The 16,301-nt window shown below is 70.6% G+C and carries 15 protein-coding genes and 1 riboswitch; of the genes, 4 read left to right on the top strand and 11 right to left on the bottom strand.

Going from position 1 to position 16,301, the window contains the following annotated elements; translation table 11 throughout:
* Positions 1-30: 30 nt before the first annotated feature.
* On the top strand, positions 31-1,269 hold the full coding sequence (locus IG99_RS02050; RefSeq protein WP_037668965.1) for a glycosyltransferase family 87 protein: 1,239 nt from the start codon (positions 31-33) through the stop codon (positions 1,267-1,269).
* On the opposite strand, the gene IG99_RS02055 is transcribed toward IG99_RS02050, so the two are convergent.
* Complete coding sequence (locus IG99_RS02055; protein ID WP_037668967.1) at positions 1,230-2,552, bottom strand: MATE family efflux transporter; 1,323 nt, start codon at positions 2,550-2,552, stop codon at positions 1,230-1,232. The genes IG99_RS02050 and IG99_RS02055 overlap by 40 nt on opposite strands.
* A gap of 81 nt (positions 2,553-2,633) precedes the next feature.
* On the opposite strand from IG99_RS02055, the gene IG99_RS02060 reads away from it, so the two are divergent.
* Positions 2,634-3,164, top strand: a complete 531-nt coding sequence (locus IG99_RS02060) for a PadR family transcriptional regulator (protein ID WP_037668969.1) — start codon at positions 2,634-2,636, stop codon at positions 3,162-3,164.
* Here the strand turns inward: IG99_RS02060 and IG99_RS02065 are convergent.
* The 5 genes from IG99_RS02065 to IG99_RS02085 form a co-directional block, all read right to left on the bottom strand.
* Positions 3,152-4,342, bottom strand: a complete 1,191-nt coding sequence (locus tag IG99_RS02065; protein WP_037668970.1) for a lipoprotein — start codon at positions 4,340-4,342, stop codon at positions 3,152-3,154. The genes IG99_RS02060 and IG99_RS02065 overlap by 13 nt on opposite strands.
* A gap of 47 nt (positions 4,343-4,389) precedes the next feature.
* On the bottom strand, positions 4,390-5,400 hold the full coding sequence (locus IG99_RS02070) for a C40 family peptidase (RefSeq protein WP_037668971.1): 1,011 nt from the start codon (positions 5,398-5,400) through the stop codon (positions 4,390-4,392).
* Between the two features lie 237 nt (positions 5,401-5,637).
* Positions 5,638-6,675 (bottom strand): C40 family peptidase, encoded by a 1,038-nt coding sequence (locus IG99_RS02075; protein ID WP_037669603.1) that lies wholly within the window; start codon positions 6,673-6,675, stop codon positions 5,638-5,640.
* Between the two features lie 224 nt (positions 6,676-6,899).
* The gene (locus IG99_RS02080; protein ID WP_037668973.1) at positions 6,900-8,243 is read right to left on the bottom strand and encodes an NYN domain-containing protein; all 1,344 of its coding nucleotides are present in this window, start codon (positions 8,241-8,243) and stop codon (positions 6,900-6,902) included.
* A gap of 37 nt (positions 8,244-8,280) precedes the next feature.
* Positions 8,281-8,520, bottom strand: coding sequence for a hypothetical protein (locus IG99_RS02085; protein ID WP_020939540.1), 240 nt, complete (start codon positions 8,518-8,520; stop codon positions 8,281-8,283).
* A gap of 201 nt (positions 8,521-8,721) precedes the next feature.
* On the opposite strand from IG99_RS02085, the gene IG99_RS02090 reads away from it, so the two are divergent.
* The gene (locus IG99_RS02090) at positions 8,722-9,465 is read left to right on the top strand and encodes a rhomboid family intramembrane serine protease (protein ID WP_037668976.1); all 744 of its coding nucleotides are present in this window, start codon (positions 8,722-8,724) and stop codon (positions 9,463-9,465) included.
* Positions 9,462-9,743, top strand: coding sequence for an Lrp/AsnC family transcriptional regulator (locus IG99_RS02095; protein ID WP_037668979.1), 282 nt, complete (start codon positions 9,462-9,464; stop codon positions 9,741-9,743). The genes IG99_RS02090 and IG99_RS02095 overlap by 4 nt, the downstream gene beginning before the upstream one ends.
* Before the next feature lie 27 nt (positions 9,744-9,770).
* On the opposite strand, the gene IG99_RS02100 is transcribed toward IG99_RS02095, so the two are convergent.
* From IG99_RS02100 to qcrC, 5 genes are all read right to left on the bottom strand, one after another.
* Positions 9,771-11,135, bottom strand: coding sequence for an aminotransferase class V-fold PLP-dependent enzyme (locus tag IG99_RS02100; RefSeq protein ID WP_037668981.1), 1,365 nt, complete (start codon positions 11,133-11,135; stop codon positions 9,771-9,773).
* A gap of 178 nt (positions 11,136-11,313) precedes the next feature.
* Positions 11,314-11,430, bottom strand: a riboswitch (SAM riboswitch).
* A 98-nt stretch (positions 11,431-11,528) separates the two neighbouring features.
* Positions 11,529-12,593: an anthranilate phosphoribosyltransferase gene (gene trpD, locus IG99_RS02105; protein ID WP_037668984.1), complete on the bottom strand. Its 1,065-nt coding sequence runs from the start codon at positions 12,591-12,593 to the stop codon at positions 11,529-11,531.
* Positions 12,594-12,733: 140 nt separating this feature from the next.
* Positions 12,734-14,371, bottom strand: a complete 1,638-nt coding sequence (gene qcrB, locus IG99_RS02110; protein ID WP_037668986.1) for a cytochrome bc1 complex cytochrome b subunit — start codon at positions 14,369-14,371, stop codon at positions 12,734-12,736.
* Positions 14,368-15,426: a cytochrome bc1 complex Rieske iron-sulfur subunit gene (gene qcrA, locus IG99_RS02115; protein ID WP_037668988.1), complete on the bottom strand. Its 1,059-nt coding sequence runs from the start codon at positions 15,424-15,426 to the stop codon at positions 14,368-14,370. Before qcrA ends, qcrB begins: the two co-directional genes overlap by 4 nt.
* Positions 15,423-16,235 (bottom strand): cytochrome bc1 complex diheme cytochrome c subunit, encoded by an 813-nt coding sequence (gene qcrC / locus IG99_RS02120; RefSeq protein WP_037668989.1) that lies wholly within the window; start codon positions 16,233-16,235, stop codon positions 15,423-15,425. The genes qcrA and qcrC overlap by 4 nt, the downstream gene beginning before the upstream one ends.
* Between the last annotated feature and the right edge of the window lie 66 nt (positions 16,236-16,301).

The raw sequence follows: 16,301 nt of genomic DNA on the forward strand, positions 1-16,301 counted from the left end.
TCAAGAGATGACCGGACGGCAGGGGATCACGTGAAGACGACGGGCACGAGGCGGTCACTGCCGTGGCTGCTGGGGACCTGGGGCGTGACCAGGCTGTTGCTGCTGCTCTTCGTCTTCAAGGTGTACCTCTTCCCCGGCCCGGACGTCACCAGCGACGTCTCGGTCATCTACCACGGCTGGTACGACGTCCTGAGCAGCGGAACGTTCCCTCAGAAGGACGTCACCTGGCAGTACCCGCCGGCCGCGGCGCTCGCGATCCTCTCCCCCGGTCTGCTGCCCTTCCTCGACTACGCGTCGGCGTTCTTCGTGCTGGCCTTCGTCGCCGACCTGGTCACCCTGTGCCTGCTGCTGTACACGGGCCTGCGCCCGGCGAAGTCGCCGCGGGGCGCCTGGGTGTGGGTGGTGGGTGTCCCCCTGCTCGGCCCGACGGTGTACGCGCGCTATGACGTGATGGTGACCGCCGTCGCGGTGGCGGCGCTGCTGGCCGGGGCCCGGCATCCGCGGCTGATGGGGGCGCTGGCCGGCTTCGGGGCCATGCTGAAGGTGTGGCCGGCGATGCTGCTGCTCGGGGCGGTGCGGCGGCGGGCGTGGGGCGCCGCGGTGGTGTCCGCCGGGGTGATCGCGGGGGCGTTCGCCCTGGCCATGCCCGGCGCGTTCGCGTTCCTCGCCTTCCAGCGCGAGCGGGGCACCGAGGTGGAGTCGCTGGGCTCGCTGGTCTTCCATGTCGCCCGGCACTTCGGCTGGGACGGCAAGGTGCTGCTGAACTACGGCTCGGTGGAATTCCTCGGCCCGTACGTGGACTGGGTGAGCACGGGGGCGCTGTTCCTCACCGGAGCGGCGTTCGGCTGGCTGGTGCTGTGGCGGCTGCTGGCGAAACGGTTCTTGACGCACACCCCGGCGGACGCGGCCTTCGTGGCGGTGCTGATGTTCACCGTGACCAGCCGGGTGATCAGCCCGCAGTACCTGGTGTGGCTGGTGGGCCTGGCCGCCGTGTGCCTGTGCTTCCGGACCAGCCGGATGGGGGTGCCCGCACTGCTGGTCCTGTCGGCCTGCTTCATGACGGTGCTGGAGTTCCCGGTCTACTTCGCGAACGTCGTCGCGAGCGACGGCCTCGGCATCACCCTGCTGGTCGTCCGCAACGGGCTGCTGGTCACCGCCTCGGTGATGGGCGCCGTACGGCTGTGGCGGGCGACGGTGCCGCCGGTCCCGGCCCCGCCGCCGCTGCCGCCTCAGACCGCCCGCGCCCAGGAGGCCCCCGTCTCCTCCTGACGCCGGGCCCTGCCCAGCAGCACGGCCACCGCCGCGCACTGCACCGCCATCGCGAGCGCCAGCGCCAGGCACACCCCTGGCAGACCGAGCCCGGACAGCGCCAGGGCGAGCGGGAGCTGGACGGCCGTGCCGAGCAGGGTCACGTGCAGCAGCGCCGGGGCCCCACCGTTGCCCTCGAAGACACCGCCGAGGGCGATGAAGCAGGACATCAGCAGCAGATACGGCCCGACGCAGCGCAGGAACACCGTGCCCGCGTGCGCCACGGCGGGTCCCGCACCGAAGGCGGCCATGATCCAGGGGGCGGTGGCCGCGAGGAGGACGGCCGCCGTCAGGCCGACGGTCCCGGAGACGAGTACGGCCTGCCGTCCGATCGGCCGGGCTTCGTCCCTGCCCTTCCCGCGCGTGTGGGCGGTGTGGATGGAGGCGGCCTGGCGCACCGCGTAGAAGGCCATCGTCGCCAGGTACAGGACCTTGTAGGCGATGGCGTACGCGGCCGCCGCCGTCATCCCGAGCCGCGCCACGACCGCGATCAGTGCCAGCGCCCCGGCCTGGCGCACGGTGAAGTCAGCGGACATCGGCAGGCCGGTGATCAGCGTCCGGCGCAGGGCGGCCCCGGTCCCGAGTGCGGGCCGGGTCCGTGAGGCGGCCATGAGCAGGGTGTTACGGCGCAGGGCGAGCAGGCCCACGGCGAGGGTCAGCGATCGGCACAGCACGGTGGAGGCGGCGGCGCCCCGGACACCGTAGAGGTGGATGAACAGCGGGTCGCAGACCAGGATCAGGCCGTTGGCGAAGAGCGCGAGGCGCATCGGGGTCCTGGTGTCGCCGATGCCCTTGAGGATGCCGTCGACGAGGTTCTGCGCGAAGAAGACGGTCAGGCCGGGCATGGAGAGGGCGAAGTAGCCGACGGCGAGCGGCAGCGCGGCTGTCTCGTCGCCGCCGAGGACCAGTCGGGCCAACGGCTCCCGCAGCAGGAACCCGGCCGCTGCCACCACGGGCGTGATCACCGCGCACAGGGCCCAGCCGCCGCGCACGGCCGCCCGCAGCGCCGCCGGGTCCCGGGCGCCCCTGGCGTGCGCGACCAGCACGGTTGTCCCGGAGGCGAAGACCAGGGCGACGCCGAGCAGCACGTTCTCGGTGTTCGTCGCCACGGCGACGGCCGTCACGGCCGGTCCGCCCAGCCGTGCCACCCAGACCGTGTTGATGATCCCGGCGGCCACGGAGGCGAGCAGCGAGAAGTAGACGGGGCGGGCGAGTGCGACGAGCCGGCTGCGGTGGGCGTTCACGGGGCCTCCTGTCTTGATACCTCTAAACGAGGTAACTCGATTAGAGGTATCATCGCCTCACGACCATCACAAGGGGGCTGGATGCTGGAGCTGTCGATCCTCGGCTTTCTCGCCGAACAACCGCTGCACGGCTACGAGTTGAAGGAGCGCATCAAGGCGCTCAGTGGCCATGTCCGCCCGGTCAGTGACGGCGCCCTCTACCCGGCGATCACCCGTCTCGTGACGGCCGGCAGCCTCGACCAGCACACCGAGCCGGGCGTCGCCGCCGCCCCGCGCCGAGTCCTGTCCCTCACCGACCGGGGCCGCGAGGACCTCCTGGAGCGGCTGCGCCATCCCAGACAGGCCGAGGTCACCGACCAGGTGCGCTTCAACACCGTCCTGGCGTTCCTGCGCCACCTGCCGGACCGCTCCGAGCAGGCCGCCGTACTACGCCGCCGTCTGGAGTTCCTGGAGACACCGGCGAGCTTCTTCTACCGGGACGGCGAGCCCGTACGGGCGGAGGAGGCGGACGACATGTTCCGGCAGGGCATGCTTCGGGTGGCCCGGGCGACGGGCGCGGCGGAGCGGGAGTGGCTGAGGGAAGCCGTCACGCGGTTGGATCAGCCCAGCTGAGCCTTCAGATACGCCTGCCACTGCGCGGTGAAGTCCGGCAGGGTGGTGCCGAGGACGTCCTTCAGCGCGCCCTCGACCGCCCCCGCCCGCTCCTTGTGCGTGCCGACGGCCTGGTAGAACTCACGGAGGCGGACCTCGCCCCAGCGGTCCGCGATCAGCCGGCAGGCCAGCCAGCCGCCCTCGTACGCCCGTGCCAGCCGGTTCGCGTCGCCGCCGAAGCCGAAGTCCCGGTCGGTCGGCAGCGTCGTCGGCGCGGTCCCCGCGGCCACCGCGCGCCCCAGTTCCGGCGCGGCCTGGGCCGCGGTGCGTCCGGTGCCCAGGTAGCCGACCCAGTCGGCGTACCCCTCGGACAGCCACAGCGGGGTGGCGGCGTTGGTGTGGGCGCGGGTGGCGACATGGGTGGTCTCGTGGGTGAGCACGACCTGCTTCCCGAGCGGGCCGAGCATGCTGTACGCGTCGGGGTTGACGATGACCCGGTCCGCGGGCGCCTTCGCCGGGGCGCCGGTCTCGCCGGTGGTGACCGCGGCGATGCCCCGGTAGGAGGAGGCGGGCGAGCCGAGCAGGGCCGCCATCCCGTCCACCGACTTCGGTACGAGCACCACGACGTGCCGCGACCAGTCCGTGCCCCACGCCTGCGCCACCGCGGGGACGGCACGGTCCGCCAGTCCGGCGAAGGAGCGCAGCCGCTCGGTGGACTGCCCGACGCCCATCACAAGGCTGTCTCCGCCCCGGACGACCGCCACCGTGCCCTGGTCCCACAACTGGTCGCCGGCCTTCTGCGCGGGGGCGTCGGAGGCCACCCGCCACGGGCCGTCCCCGGCACGGGTCAGGCGCAGTGTGCGGCCGGCCGTCACCGGGGCGCTGTCGTAGCCCCGGACGCGGTAGCGCAGTTCGGCGTCGGCGGTCGCGGTGTCGCCGTCGCCGTGCACGGCGGTGACCCGGTACGACCAGTCCGCGAACGGCACCGCGCGCAGCCGGGCGTACGGCGTGGCGGTGCCGGTGGCGCGGAAGGCCCTCTCGTCGTGGTGGAGGACCGCGGCGGCCCTGCGGTCCAGCACCCGCTGCACGTCGGCCCGGACGCCGTCGCCGACGGGCCGTCCGCCGCACGCCACCAGGGAGACGAGCAGCAGACAGAGCAGCACCGCGGAGGAACCCGACGCCCGCCTTCGACCAGCCACCTTGCCGATCGTACGGGTGCCGCGCCGCCTTGGTCAGACCCCCTCGGTCAGACCCTGGTGACCGTCGCGCCCGGCATCATGCCCACCGGGTCGTAGCGCACCGGCGCTCCCGGGTAGGGGGCGTGGATGACCTGGCCGTTGCCGGCGTACATGCCGACGTGACTGGCGTCGGACCGGTAGGTGACGAGGTCGCCGGGCTGCGCCTGGGAGAGCGGGACCTGCCGGCCGGCGTACCGCTGAGCCTGCGAGGTGCGCGGCAGGGAGACGCCGGCCTGCGCGTAGGACCACTGCATCAGGCCCGAACAGTCGAAGCCGGAGGGGCCGTTGGCGCCCCACACGTACGGCTTGCCGAGTGCGGCTCGGGCGGCGGCCACAGCGGCGGCCGCGCGGCCGGAGACCGGCACTGCGCCCCCGAGGCCGGGCAGGTCGTCGCGGCCCGAGCGGGAGGCCCGCTCGTAGGCCGCGCGCTCCTCGTCGGGCAGGGAGTTGAGCAGCTGCCGCGCCTTGGCGAGCTTCTTCTCCACCGTCCGCTTGTGGGAGGCGACGGACTTGCGGCTCTTCTCCAGCTCCGCGAGCTTCTTGGCCGCCTCGGCCCGCTCCTGGGCGAGTTGGCGCATCACGTCCTGGAGGTCCTTGAGCTCACCGGCCTGGTGGCTGCTGATGCGGTCGAGGACGGAGGCCCTGGAGAGGTAGTCGTCCGGGTCGTCGGAGAACAACAGGGCCAGCGTCGGGTCGATGCCGCCGGAGCGGTACTGCGCGCCTGCCAGTGAACCCAGCCGCTCGCGCATGGAGTTGACGCGCTCCTGCTGCCGGGCGATCCGGTCCTGGGCGTCGCCGACCTGCTCCCGCAGGACGTCGGCGCGCTCATCGGCCTTGTTGTAGGCCTCGGTGGCCTTCTCGGCCTCCTCGTAGAGGCGGTCCACCCGGGACCGGGTGTCGTCGTGCGGTGCGGCCACCGCCGGTACGGTGCCCAGGGCCGCGGTGGCGGCGGACAGCACACACAGGGCGGCGGCCCCCCTGTCGAACCCGGACGGCACAAGGCGGCGATGGGACCCCACGAAAGCCGCGCTCCTTCCACTGGCGGACACTGGCGGAACCCGGCCGCACGGGGGCGGACCGGGAAACGCGCCAGACAGTAGCCGCGTGAGGGGGCGCCGACCAACGACCGCCATGGGTACGCAACGTGACGCCCCGCCGCTGACGCAGGTCACCGGCGGGGCGTGGGGTCATTCGGAGTCATCGTAATTCGCCCGTTCGGGCGGTGCGCCGACTTGAATCTTGGGGCGTGGCCCGGGTCAGACCCGGACGCCGAACATGAAGGGGCCGCCGATGGTGCTCATCGACTCGTAGCGCACGACCGTGCCGGTGCGCGGGGCGTGGATGATCTGGCCGTTGCCCGCGTAGAGGCCCACGTGGTGCAGGTCGTTGAAGAAGAAGACGAGATCGCCGACCTGGAGCTGGCTCTCCGAATAGATGCGGGTGCCGATCTGGGCCTGCGCCTCGGAGGTGCGCGGGATCTGCACGCCAGCCGCGGCGTAGGCCCGGGAGGTGAGGCCGGAGCAGTCGTAGGAGCTGAGGCCGGTGGCGCCGTAGACGTACGGCTTGCCGAGCTGGCTCTGGGCCCAGGCGTAGGCCGCGCCGGCCCGGCCGGAGGCGGCGGTGGAGGAGCCGAGGACGTCGCGCTCGCTGGCGCGGCTGGAGCGCTCCTGCTCGGCGGCGAGCGCCGCCTTCTCCTTGGCCGTCAGGGTGTTGAGCAGCCGCTGTGCCTCGGCGAGCTTGCCCTGGACCTGCTTCTTCTTCTTGCCCAGCTCGGTGCGGGTGGAGGCGAGGTCCTTGAGCTTGGCGGAGGCCTCGGAGCGCTCCTGGGCGAGCTCGCGCTGCTTCTCCTGGATCTTCTTCAGCGCCTCGACCTGCTGGGCGCTGAGCTGGTCCATGGTGGACGCCTTGTCCAGGTAGTCATCGGGGTTCGACGACAGGAACAGCTGGACGGAGGAGTCTATGGTGCCGGTGCGGTACTGGGCGGCGGCCGCCAGACCGATGCTGTCGCGCAGCTGGTTGAGCTCTTCCTGGCCGCGGGCGACGTTGTCCTGGATGGTGGAGATCTCCTTCTGGAGCTTCTCCTGCTTCTCCTTGGCACCGTTGAACTTCTCGGTGGCCTGCTCGGCCTCCTCGTAGAGCTTGTCGACCTTCGCCTTGACCTCGTCCTTGCTGGGCTTCTCGCTCGGCGCGGCGTTGGCGGCCTGCGAGCTCAGGGCTACGGCGGCAGCGGCCGCGGTGGTGAGCACGGTCACGCGCGTTCGGCTCGGCTGCTTGGGTCGACGATGGGACGCCACGGAGGTGAACTCCTTCTTCTGAGTGATCACCCGCTCGGAGGTTCGATGGCAGACCCTAGTGACCTACTCGTGATCAGTTCAAATCCTGACGCCGAAATTATCAGTCACGCAATGCATTCTTTGCCCGGAACTCACCTGCCGTGATGCCCGGTTGACGCTACGTTGCGTGACAGTTCAGTCAATTCGGGCATTCCATGAGGAGGTTGACCTTAGGGACAGCGCCTTCAGGACAGCCGCTTCAGAAGTACCGCCGACGCCACCGGACGCGCTCCCGCCCGGGCCACCCCGTCGGCCACCTCACGGTCGGTCGAGGCGACGATGACGGGTCGGCCCGGCGGCTCGGCGCGCACCAGCTGCCGGATCAGCTCGTCCGCGGTGACCCCGGGCTTGGAGAACAGCACCCGCACCCCGCGAGGGGGCGCGAGCAGCACCGGAGCGGCCAGCTCGGCCCCGTCGAAGACACAGGTGACCTCGGCGCCGGTCTGCGCGGCGAGCTGCGAGAGCTGCCCGAGCAGCCGGAGGCGCTGCTTCTCCAGCGGCATCTGCGGATAGCCGGTCTTGGTGACGTTGTAGCCGTCGACGACGAGATGCGCCTGGGGCAGCGCGAGGAGTTGGTCGAGGATCGCGGGATCATTTTCGGACAAAGCCCGGGCGGCGATGTCCTTCGGAGTCATTCGTCCCGGTTCGACCGCGTCCACGGTCTCCGCGGGCCGCACCGACACCGGCGGCAACGCCAGTTCGCGGCGCAGCCCCTGGGCCGCGTCCAGCACGGTGTCGAGCAACAGCCGCACCCGCATGTCCCCGACGCTGCGCCCCTCGCGGGCCGCCCTGCGGGTGGCCTCCAGGGCGGCCTCGGCCTCCCCGAGCCGCGCCTTGAGCCGCCGGGTCTCGCTCTCCGCGGCGGAGACATGGGCCTGCCCCTCCGCGCGGACGGCCTCTATCTCGCCCTGGACCTTGCGCAGTGCCGCCTCGCCGCGCTTGACGTCACTGAGGGCCGCGCGCAGCTTGCGGTGAAGCGATTCCGCTTCCTTCCTGGCCGCCTCCAGCTCGACCCGCAGCCCCTCGGTCTCGGTGCGGGTCTGCTCGCGGGCGTGCGCCAGCTGCTCGCGCAGCCGCTCCAGCTCGGCCCGGCTCTCCTCGTCGGCCCGCTCGGCGTCCGCGCGCTGCGCCTCCTCACCGGCCGCGGCGACCAGCTTCACCCAGCCCGCGGGCCGCAGCACGTAGGCCGCGGCCGCCACATCGAGCGGGTCCGCGGCCGGGGGCGGCGAGCCGGAGTCCAGGGCGCCGGCGAGCTCCGGCTGGGCCTCTCTGAGCTTCTCCCCGATACGCTGACGGAACAGCGCGTCGGTCTCCAGCGCGGACGCCATCGCGTTTCCCGCGAACTTGGCCCGCCGGTTCGGCGCGAAGCGCGCGTACTGCCGTAGCTGCGCGGGAAGTTCGGCGACGGTCAGCCCGCCGAAGCCGTCCGAGACGATCTGCACGACTCTGCGCCGCACGCCGTCGGGCAGCGGACGGTCGAGCACCTCGGCGGCGCCGTCGCCCGGCCCCCCGCCCGTGGTCTCCGCCATCCGTCACACCCCAATGCCTGTGCGGGGCCGCTCCCAGTCAGGAGCCGGCGCCCGGCCTGTCCACGAGTTCCACCTGGTCCACGGCGTTGCACCAGCGGCACCGCACCGACTCGATGGTCTCACTGACCACCTCGCGCTCCTCGACGTTCGGCTCGCCCGCGAGGTCGAGATGGACGTACTCGACGACCTTCGACGAGCGAGTCACGTCGAACCGGGTGAGGTTGCCGCAGAGGGTGCAGCGCCACCGGGTGGTGGCGGTCGGCAGGGGAACCGTCATCGTGACTTGTCCGCTTCCTTCTAGTGTCGTCGTTCTTCGAGCGTCGTACTTCGTCGTCGTTCTCGCGGTGTCGGGTCGCGCCCAGGCTCCCCGCCCCGTGTGGCTCGTAACCCTACGGCCTGGCGGGTACTCGCCGCTCGGGCGTCCACGGCGGCGAGGCGGTCTGCGGGTGTGCGTCCCGTTACGTCATGCTCTGTGGTCATGGTCGGTAACTGGAGCGTGACGCTCGGCAGCACGGTCAGGGCGGTCCGGCGGACATCCACGCCGGTGACGTACTCACTGATCGCCCTGTGCTGCCTGGTCTTCCTGGTCGGCCCGGCGTCGGGGCTCAGTCCCGTGTACGGCTCCGGTGACGAGCTGCTCCTGGCGCAGCGGGGCTATTTCCGGCGTTGGGGCGTGATCCCCGCAGAACTGTTCGAGGGTTCACCCCGGGCCGCCCTGACCCCCGCCACGGCCCTCTTCGTGCACGGCAGCTGGGTGCACCTGCTGGGCAACATGCTCTTCCTCTACGTCTTCGGGGCCATGACCGAGGAACGGATGGGCCGGGTCCACTTCACGCTGTTCTACGCGGGCTGCGGTTACCTGGCCCTGCTGGGGTACGCGATCGCCAACGCCGGCTCCGAACAGTCGCTGGTCGGTGCGTCCGGGGCGATCTCCGCGGTCCTCGGTGCGTTCCTGTACCTCTTTCCCCGGGCCCGGGTGACCAGTCTCCTGCCGTTCCTGTTCTTCCTGCCCCTGCGATTCCCGGCGTGGGTCGTGCTGCCGCTCTGGGTGGCCCTGCAGTGGGTGGCGGCGGGGCGGGCGGGGCAGGGGCCCGGGGTGGCGTACCTGGCCCACCTGGTGGGCTTCGGGCTGGGCTTCCTCTACGCGTGGGTCCGATACGGGTGGGCGACTAGAGTGAAGGCCGCCCCAGCAACGGCCCCCGAGGGAGAGAACCAGCCGTGATCACCGCGATCGTCCTCATCAAGACCAGCGTGGACCGGATCCCCGAGATCGCGGAGTCGATCGCCGCGCTGGAGTCCGTCAGCGAGGTCTTCTCCGTCACCGGCACGTATGACCTGATCGCGATGGTGCGGGTGCGGGCGCACGAGGATCTGGCGGACGTCATCCCCGGGCGGATCAGCAAGATTCCCGGGGTCGAGGCGACGGACACGCATGTGGCGTTCCGGACGTACTCGCAGCATGATCTTGAGGCTGCGTTCGCCATCGGGCTGGACTCATGACAGGCGCCCATTGAGCCCCTGAGCAATTCAGCTCACCGCCGGGACGCAGCGGCCGTTCTCCGTCCTGTACGTCCACTTCGCGCCGCTGGTGATCAGTTCCCGGACCGCGCTCACGAAGCGGTCCACGTGCTCGTCCGGGGTTCCGGCGCCGAAGCTGACCCGGATCGCGTTGAGGGACTTCTCGCCCGGGGCCGCCTCGGGGGCCCCGCACTCGCCCTGGGTCTGGGGGTCGCTGCCGAGGAGCGTGCGCAGGAGGGGGTGGGCGCAGAAGAGGCCGTCGCGCACGCCGATGCCGTACTCGGCGGAGAGGGCGGCGGCGAAGTGGGAGCTGTTCCAGCCCTCGACGACGAAGGAGATCACGCCCACGCGGGGGGCGTCGTCGCCGAAGAGGGAGAGGATCCGGACCTCGGGGACGCCCGCGAGGCCCTCGCGGACCTTGGTGATCAGGTGCCGCTCGCGGGCGACCAGGGTGTCGAAGCCGGCCTCGGTGAGCGCCTTGCAGGCGGAGGCGATGGAATAGGCGCCGATGACGTTGGGGGAGCCCGCCTCGTGCCGGGCGGCGGTGTCGTGCCACTCCACGTCCACTCCCCCGTCCTCGCGCCGGGTGACCCTGCGGCTGGCGCCGCCGCCGGCGAGGTACGGATCGGCCGCGCGCAGCCAGTCGGCGCGGCCGGCCAGAACGCCGGAGCCGAACGGGGCGTACAGCTTGTGGCCGGAGAAGGCGACCCAGTCGACGTCGAGGTCACGGACGGAGACGGGGTGGTGCGGGGCCAGCTGGGCGGCGTCCAGGACGATCCGGGCGCCGTGGGCGTGGGCGGCCGCCGCGAGCTCCCGTACGGGCCACAGCTCGCCGGTGACGTTGGAGGCGCCGGTGACGCAGACGAGGGCCGGGCCGCAGGAGTCCCGGTCGGCGAGGGCCCGCTCCAGCGTCCGGACGGCCTCACCAGGGGTGCGCGGGGCGTCGAGGTAGGTGACCCGGGCCTCCTGCCAGGGGAGCAGGGAGGCGTGGTGCTCGGTCTCGAAGACGAAGACCTGGCAGTCGGCGGGGAGGGCGGCGGCGAGAAGGTTGAGGGAGTCGGTGGTGGAGCGGGTGAAGATCAGCTGGTCGTCCACGCGGCAGTCGAGGAACTCCGCGACCGTGCTGCGGGCGTTCTCGAAGAGGTCCGTCGACAGCTGCGAGAGGTAGCCGGCGCCCCGGTGGACGCTGCCGTAGTAGGGGGCGTACGCCGCCACGTCGTCCCAGACGCGCTGGAGGGCGGGGGCGCTGGCCGCGTAGTCGAGCGCGGCGTAGGTGACCTCTCCGCCCGTGACGAGCGGGACGGTGACATCGCTGCCCAGAACGGGCAGGGGGGAACAAAGCGACTGGGCGGCGGCAGCGGTGGAGACGGACATGACGGAACTCCCGTGAAGGCAGGCGGAATCACCGTGCCGGACAGCGCGTCGACGGCACGGGAAAGGTGAAAAGGGGGATGCGGAGGCGGGGCTCGGCGCCCTAGCGCATTCGCTTGCTCACGGAAGGCTCCCTCGATGACCAGGATCCCTGGGCTGTGCTCATCTCAAGAGCGTGAGGGATCCGCGCTTGCCGTGGACCTCGCTGCCTACGGCCTGGTCTTCACCCGGGGCACCCCACCACGGACGGAGGGTTGCCGGACAGTCGGCCGGGGCCTCATGACTGTCACTCATGACCTGCGAAAGAACGTACGTGAGGTGATCGCGGTCCCGCAACTCGTGTCCGGATCGCGGGACCGCATCTGGTTGTCCTCCGCGTTGCCCGCGGTGACCTTCCTACGCGTTGCTCGCGGCCACCCAGCGCTCCAGGGCCCGCTTGGCCGCTCCCGAGTCGATCGATCTCGCGGCCTTCTCCATGCCGGCCCCGATCTGCTCGGCCAGGGTTCCGGGGCCGGGGTCGAGGGCCACCAGGGCCGCTGCCGAGTTGAGCAGGACGGCGTCGCGGACCGGGCCCGGCTCGCCCTCCAGGAGGCGGCGGGCGACCTCCGCGTTGTAGGACGGGTCGGCGCCGCGCAGCGCCTCCACCGGGACCAGCTCGATGCCGACGTCCCTCGGGTCGAAGGTCTCCTCGGTCACCTTGCCGTCGCGGACGACCCAGACCCGGGAGGTGGCCGTGGTGGTCAGCTCGTCGAAGCCGTCGTCGCCGCGGAAGACGAGGGAGGAGTTGCCGCGTTCGGCCAGGACACCGGCGATGAGCGGGGCCAGGCGTGGGTCGGCGACGCCCACCGCCTGCGCCTTCACCTTCGCCGGGTTGGTGAGCGGACCGAGCGCGTTGAACGTGGTGCGGATGCCCAACTGGCCGCGGGTGGCGGCCACATGACGCAGCGCCGGATGGAACTTGATGGCGAAGCAGAAGGTGATCCCGGCCTCCTCGGCCACCTCGGCCACCCGCTTCGGAGTGAGTTCGAGGTTGACGCCGAGCTTCTCCAGGACGTCCGAGGCGCCGGACGCGGAGGACGCGGCCCGGTTGCCGTGCTTGACGACCTTGGCGCCCGTGCCGGCGATGACGATCGACGACATCGTGGAGATGTTCACCGTCTTGGCGCCGTCGCCGCCCGTACCGACGATGTCGACGGTCCGCCCCGGCACCTCGATCACGTTGGCGTGCTCGTACATCGTCCGGACCAGGCCGGTGATCTCCTCGACGGTCTCGCCCTTGGCGCGCAGTGCCACCGCGAACCCGGCGATCTGCGCGTCGGTCGCCTCGCCGCGCATGATCAGGTCCATCGCCCAGGCGGTGTCGTCCGCGGTGAGGTCGTGGCCGTCCAGCAGGCCGTTCAGCAGCATGGGCCAGGAGCGGGCCGCCGCGGTGTCGCCTCCAGCGGGGGTCACAGCGCTCATAGGGCCGCTCCGGGGTGTCGTAGAAGAGGGTGTCGTGGAAAGAGTGTGATGCCACCCTATCCAGCCGGAAGGCACGGCAGAGGGCCCCGTCCGAAGACCGGACGGGGCCCTGTGCGTTCGGCGTGGCGACGCCGCAGTGATCAGTGGTGGCCGTGGCCGCTCGTGATCTCCTTGTATTCCTCGACGGTGGGCTTGGGGATCTGGGACTCCTCGCCGTAGTACGCCTCGCTGAGCTTGGCGCGCAGCTTCTCGGAGCCCTTCACCTTGCGCTCGACGCCGTTCTCGTCGACCGTCGGGCCGATCTCGGCCGGCTTGTACTGCTCGTGCGCCGTGAGGGTGTGCAGCGCCTCCTGGCTGAGCGGCTCGTGGACCTCGATGAACTCACCGTGCGGCAGGCGCTTGATGGTGCCGGTCTCGCGGCCGTGCAGGATCTTGTCCTTGTCACGGCGCTGGAGGCCCATGCAGATCCGCTTGGTGACGACGAAGGCCAGGACCGGCCCGACGAAGAAGCCGATCCGGACGAACCAGGTGACCGCGTTGATCGACAGGTGGAAGTGGGTGGCGACGATGTCGTTGCCACCACCGATCAGCATGATCATGTAGCCGGTGACCCAGGCGACACCGAGGGCCGTACGGGTCGGGGCGTTGCGCGGGCGGTCCAGGATGTGGTGCTCGCGCTTGTCCCCGGTGACCCAGGACTCGATGAACGGGTAGAGCGCGATCAGGCCGAGGAACAGACCGAAGAGGACCAGCGGGATGAACACGCCCAGGACGAGCGTGTGACCCCAGAAGTTGATCTCCCAGCCCGGCATGGCGCGGATCAGACCCTCGGCGAAGCCCATGTACCAGTCGGGCTGGGCGCCCGTGGACACCTGGTCCGGCCGGTAGGGGCCCATCGCCCAGATCGGGTTGATGGACGCGATGCCGGCGAGGGCCGCGATGGCACCGAAGACCAGGAAGAAGAAGCCTCCGGCCTTGGCCATGTAGACCGGCAGCAGCGGCATGCCGACGACGTTCTTGTTGGTGCGTCCGGGACCCGCGAACTGCGTGTGCTTGTGGTAGAAGACCAGGATCAGGTGGCCGACCACGAGACCGAGCATGATGCCCGGCAGCAGCAGGATGTGGATCGAGTAGAACCGGGCCACGAAGTCGTGGCCGGGGAACTCTCCGCCGAACAGGAACATCGAGATGTACGTGCCGACGATCGGCACGGACAGGATCGCGCCCTGGGTGAAGCGGACACCGGTGCCGGAGAGCAGGTCGTCCGGGAGCGAGTAGCCGGTGAAACCGGTGAACATGCCCAGGACGAACAGCAGGAAGCCGAACAGCCAGTTGATCTCACGCGGCTTGCGGAAGGCGCCCGTGAAGAAGACGCGCATCATGTGCACGAACATGCCGGCGAGGAAGATGACCGCCGCCCAGTGGTGGATCTGCCGGATCAGCAGACCACCGCGGACGTCGAAGGAGATGTGCAGCGTGGAGCTGAACGCCTCCGACATCAGCTGGCCCTGCAGCGGGACGTAGCTGCCGTGGTACTCCACCTCGTTCATCGACGGGTGGAAGAACAGCGTCAGGTACACACCCGTGAGGATGATGATGATGAAGCTGTAGAGGCAGATCTCACCCAGCATGAAGGACCAGTGGTCCGGGAAGATCTTGCGCATGTTGGCCTTGGCCAGGGAGTAGATCCCGAGCCGGCCGTCGGCCCAGTCGGCGACGCGCTCGCCGGCCGGTGCCTTCCCGCGCGAGCGGGGCGTGGTGTTCTCGTTCGTGCTCATCCGCGCTCCCAGAATGCAGGACCGACGGGCTCTTCGAAGTCGCCGAGCGCCTCGAGGTAGCCCTCGTCGTTCACGCCGATGCGCAGCTGCGGCAGGGCGTGACCGGCGGGGCCGAAGATCACTCGGGCACCGTCGGAGAGGTCGAAGGTGGACTGGTGGCAGGGGCACAGCACGTGGTGCGTCTGCTGCTCGTACAGGGAGATCGGGCAACCGACGTGGGTGCAGATCTTCGAGTACGCGACGATGCCCTCGTGCGACCACTCGAGCTCGCGCTTGTCCTTGATGTTGCCCGGCTGGATACGGACGATCATCAGGGCCGACTTGGCGATCTCGTTCTGGAAATCCTCGTCGTGCTCCTCCAGGCTCTCGGGCTTGGCGAAGGTGAGCGAGCCGACGGCGACGTCCGAGGGACGCAGCGGCTCGTTCGTGTTCATGTTGACGAGCAGCTTGCCCTTGGCCCACAGCGTGTGGCGCAGCTTGTCCTCGGGCAGCGGGCCCAGGTCGCGCAGCAGCACGACGCCGGAGAGCGGAACCAGCGTCAGTGCGCCGAACAGGGTGGTGCGGATCAGCTTGCGACGGCCGATCGCCGACTCCTTGGCGCCCTGCCGGAAGTCCGAGAAGACCTTCTCGCGGACCTCGGGGGACGCCTCGATCGCGTGCCGGTCGTCGGCGACCTCCACGTCGGACATCAGGGTGCGGGCCCAGTGGACCGCGCCCGCGCCGATGCAGAAGAGCGCCGCGCCGAGCGTCAGGCCCAGCGCGAAGTTCAGCGCGCTGATGTGCCCGAGCGGGAAGACGAAGATCGACTTGTCGGCCGGGATCGTGACGTACGCGGCGATGAAGCCGATGGTGGCCAGCATCGACACCGTGAACAGGAAGGCGACGGCACGCTCGGACCGCTTCGCGGCACGCTCGTCGATGTCCTGGACGCGGTGCTCGTGGGGCGGCAGCCCCGGGTCGGCGAACGGGTTCTTCTCGTCCACGACCCCTACGCCGCCATGGGCGTTGTCCTGCTCAGCGGGCAGGTTCTCTTCTGGAATGTCTTGGCTACTCATGACTTCTTGGCCTTTGCGGTCCGGGCGGCGACCCACACGGCGACGGCGATCAGTCCGCCGAGACCGAAGATCCAGCCGAACAGGCCTTCGCTGACCGGCCCGAGGCCGCCCAGCTCGAGACCTCCGGGGCTCTCCGTCTCATCACCGTTGACCGCGTTGAGGTAGGCGATGATGTCCTTCTTGTTCTGCTCCGACATCGTGGTGTCGGGGAAGGAGGGCATGTTCTGCGGGCCGGTCTGCATGGCCTCGTAGATGTGCTTCGGGTCCACGCCCTCGAGCGACGGTGCGAACTTGCCCTTGGTCAGAGCGCCGCCCGCGCCGGTGAAATTGTGGCACTGCGCGCAGTTGGTGCGGAACAGCTCGCCGCCCTTGGCGATGTCCGCGCCCTCGGGGCCGTACTCGTTCTTGGTGGGAACGGCCGGGCCGGCGCCGAGCGACGAGATGTACGCGGCGAGCTGGTCGATCTGTGCCTGCGTGTAGACGACCTTCTTCTTCGGCACCTGGGCGCCCTGGGAGGTCGCCGCCGGCATACGGCCGGTGCCGACCTGGAAGTCGACCGCAGCGGCGCCGACGCCTACCAGGCTCGGACCGTCGGACGAACCCTGACCGCCGGTGCCGTGGCAACTGGCGCAGCCGACGGCATAGAGCTTCTTGCCCTCGTCGATGGCCAGGGACTGGGCGGTTTCATCGGCCTTCACCTTGCCCGCGGGCGCGAACAGGGTGTACAGCCCCCCAGTGCATACCAGCGCCAGGAGTAGGACGACGAGCGCCGCCAGCGGATGGCGTCGTCGTGCGGAGAGCTTTTTCACGGATTACCCCGGTGTCAGGATCTTCTGCGTCGATGCTTCTGGAAGGTGCGCGTGACCGCGCTTGGG

Source organism: Streptomyces griseus subsp. griseus (assembly GCF_000720255.1).
Lineage (GTDB): Bacteria > Actinomycetota > Actinomycetes > Streptomycetales > Streptomycetaceae > Streptomyces > Streptomyces griseus_I.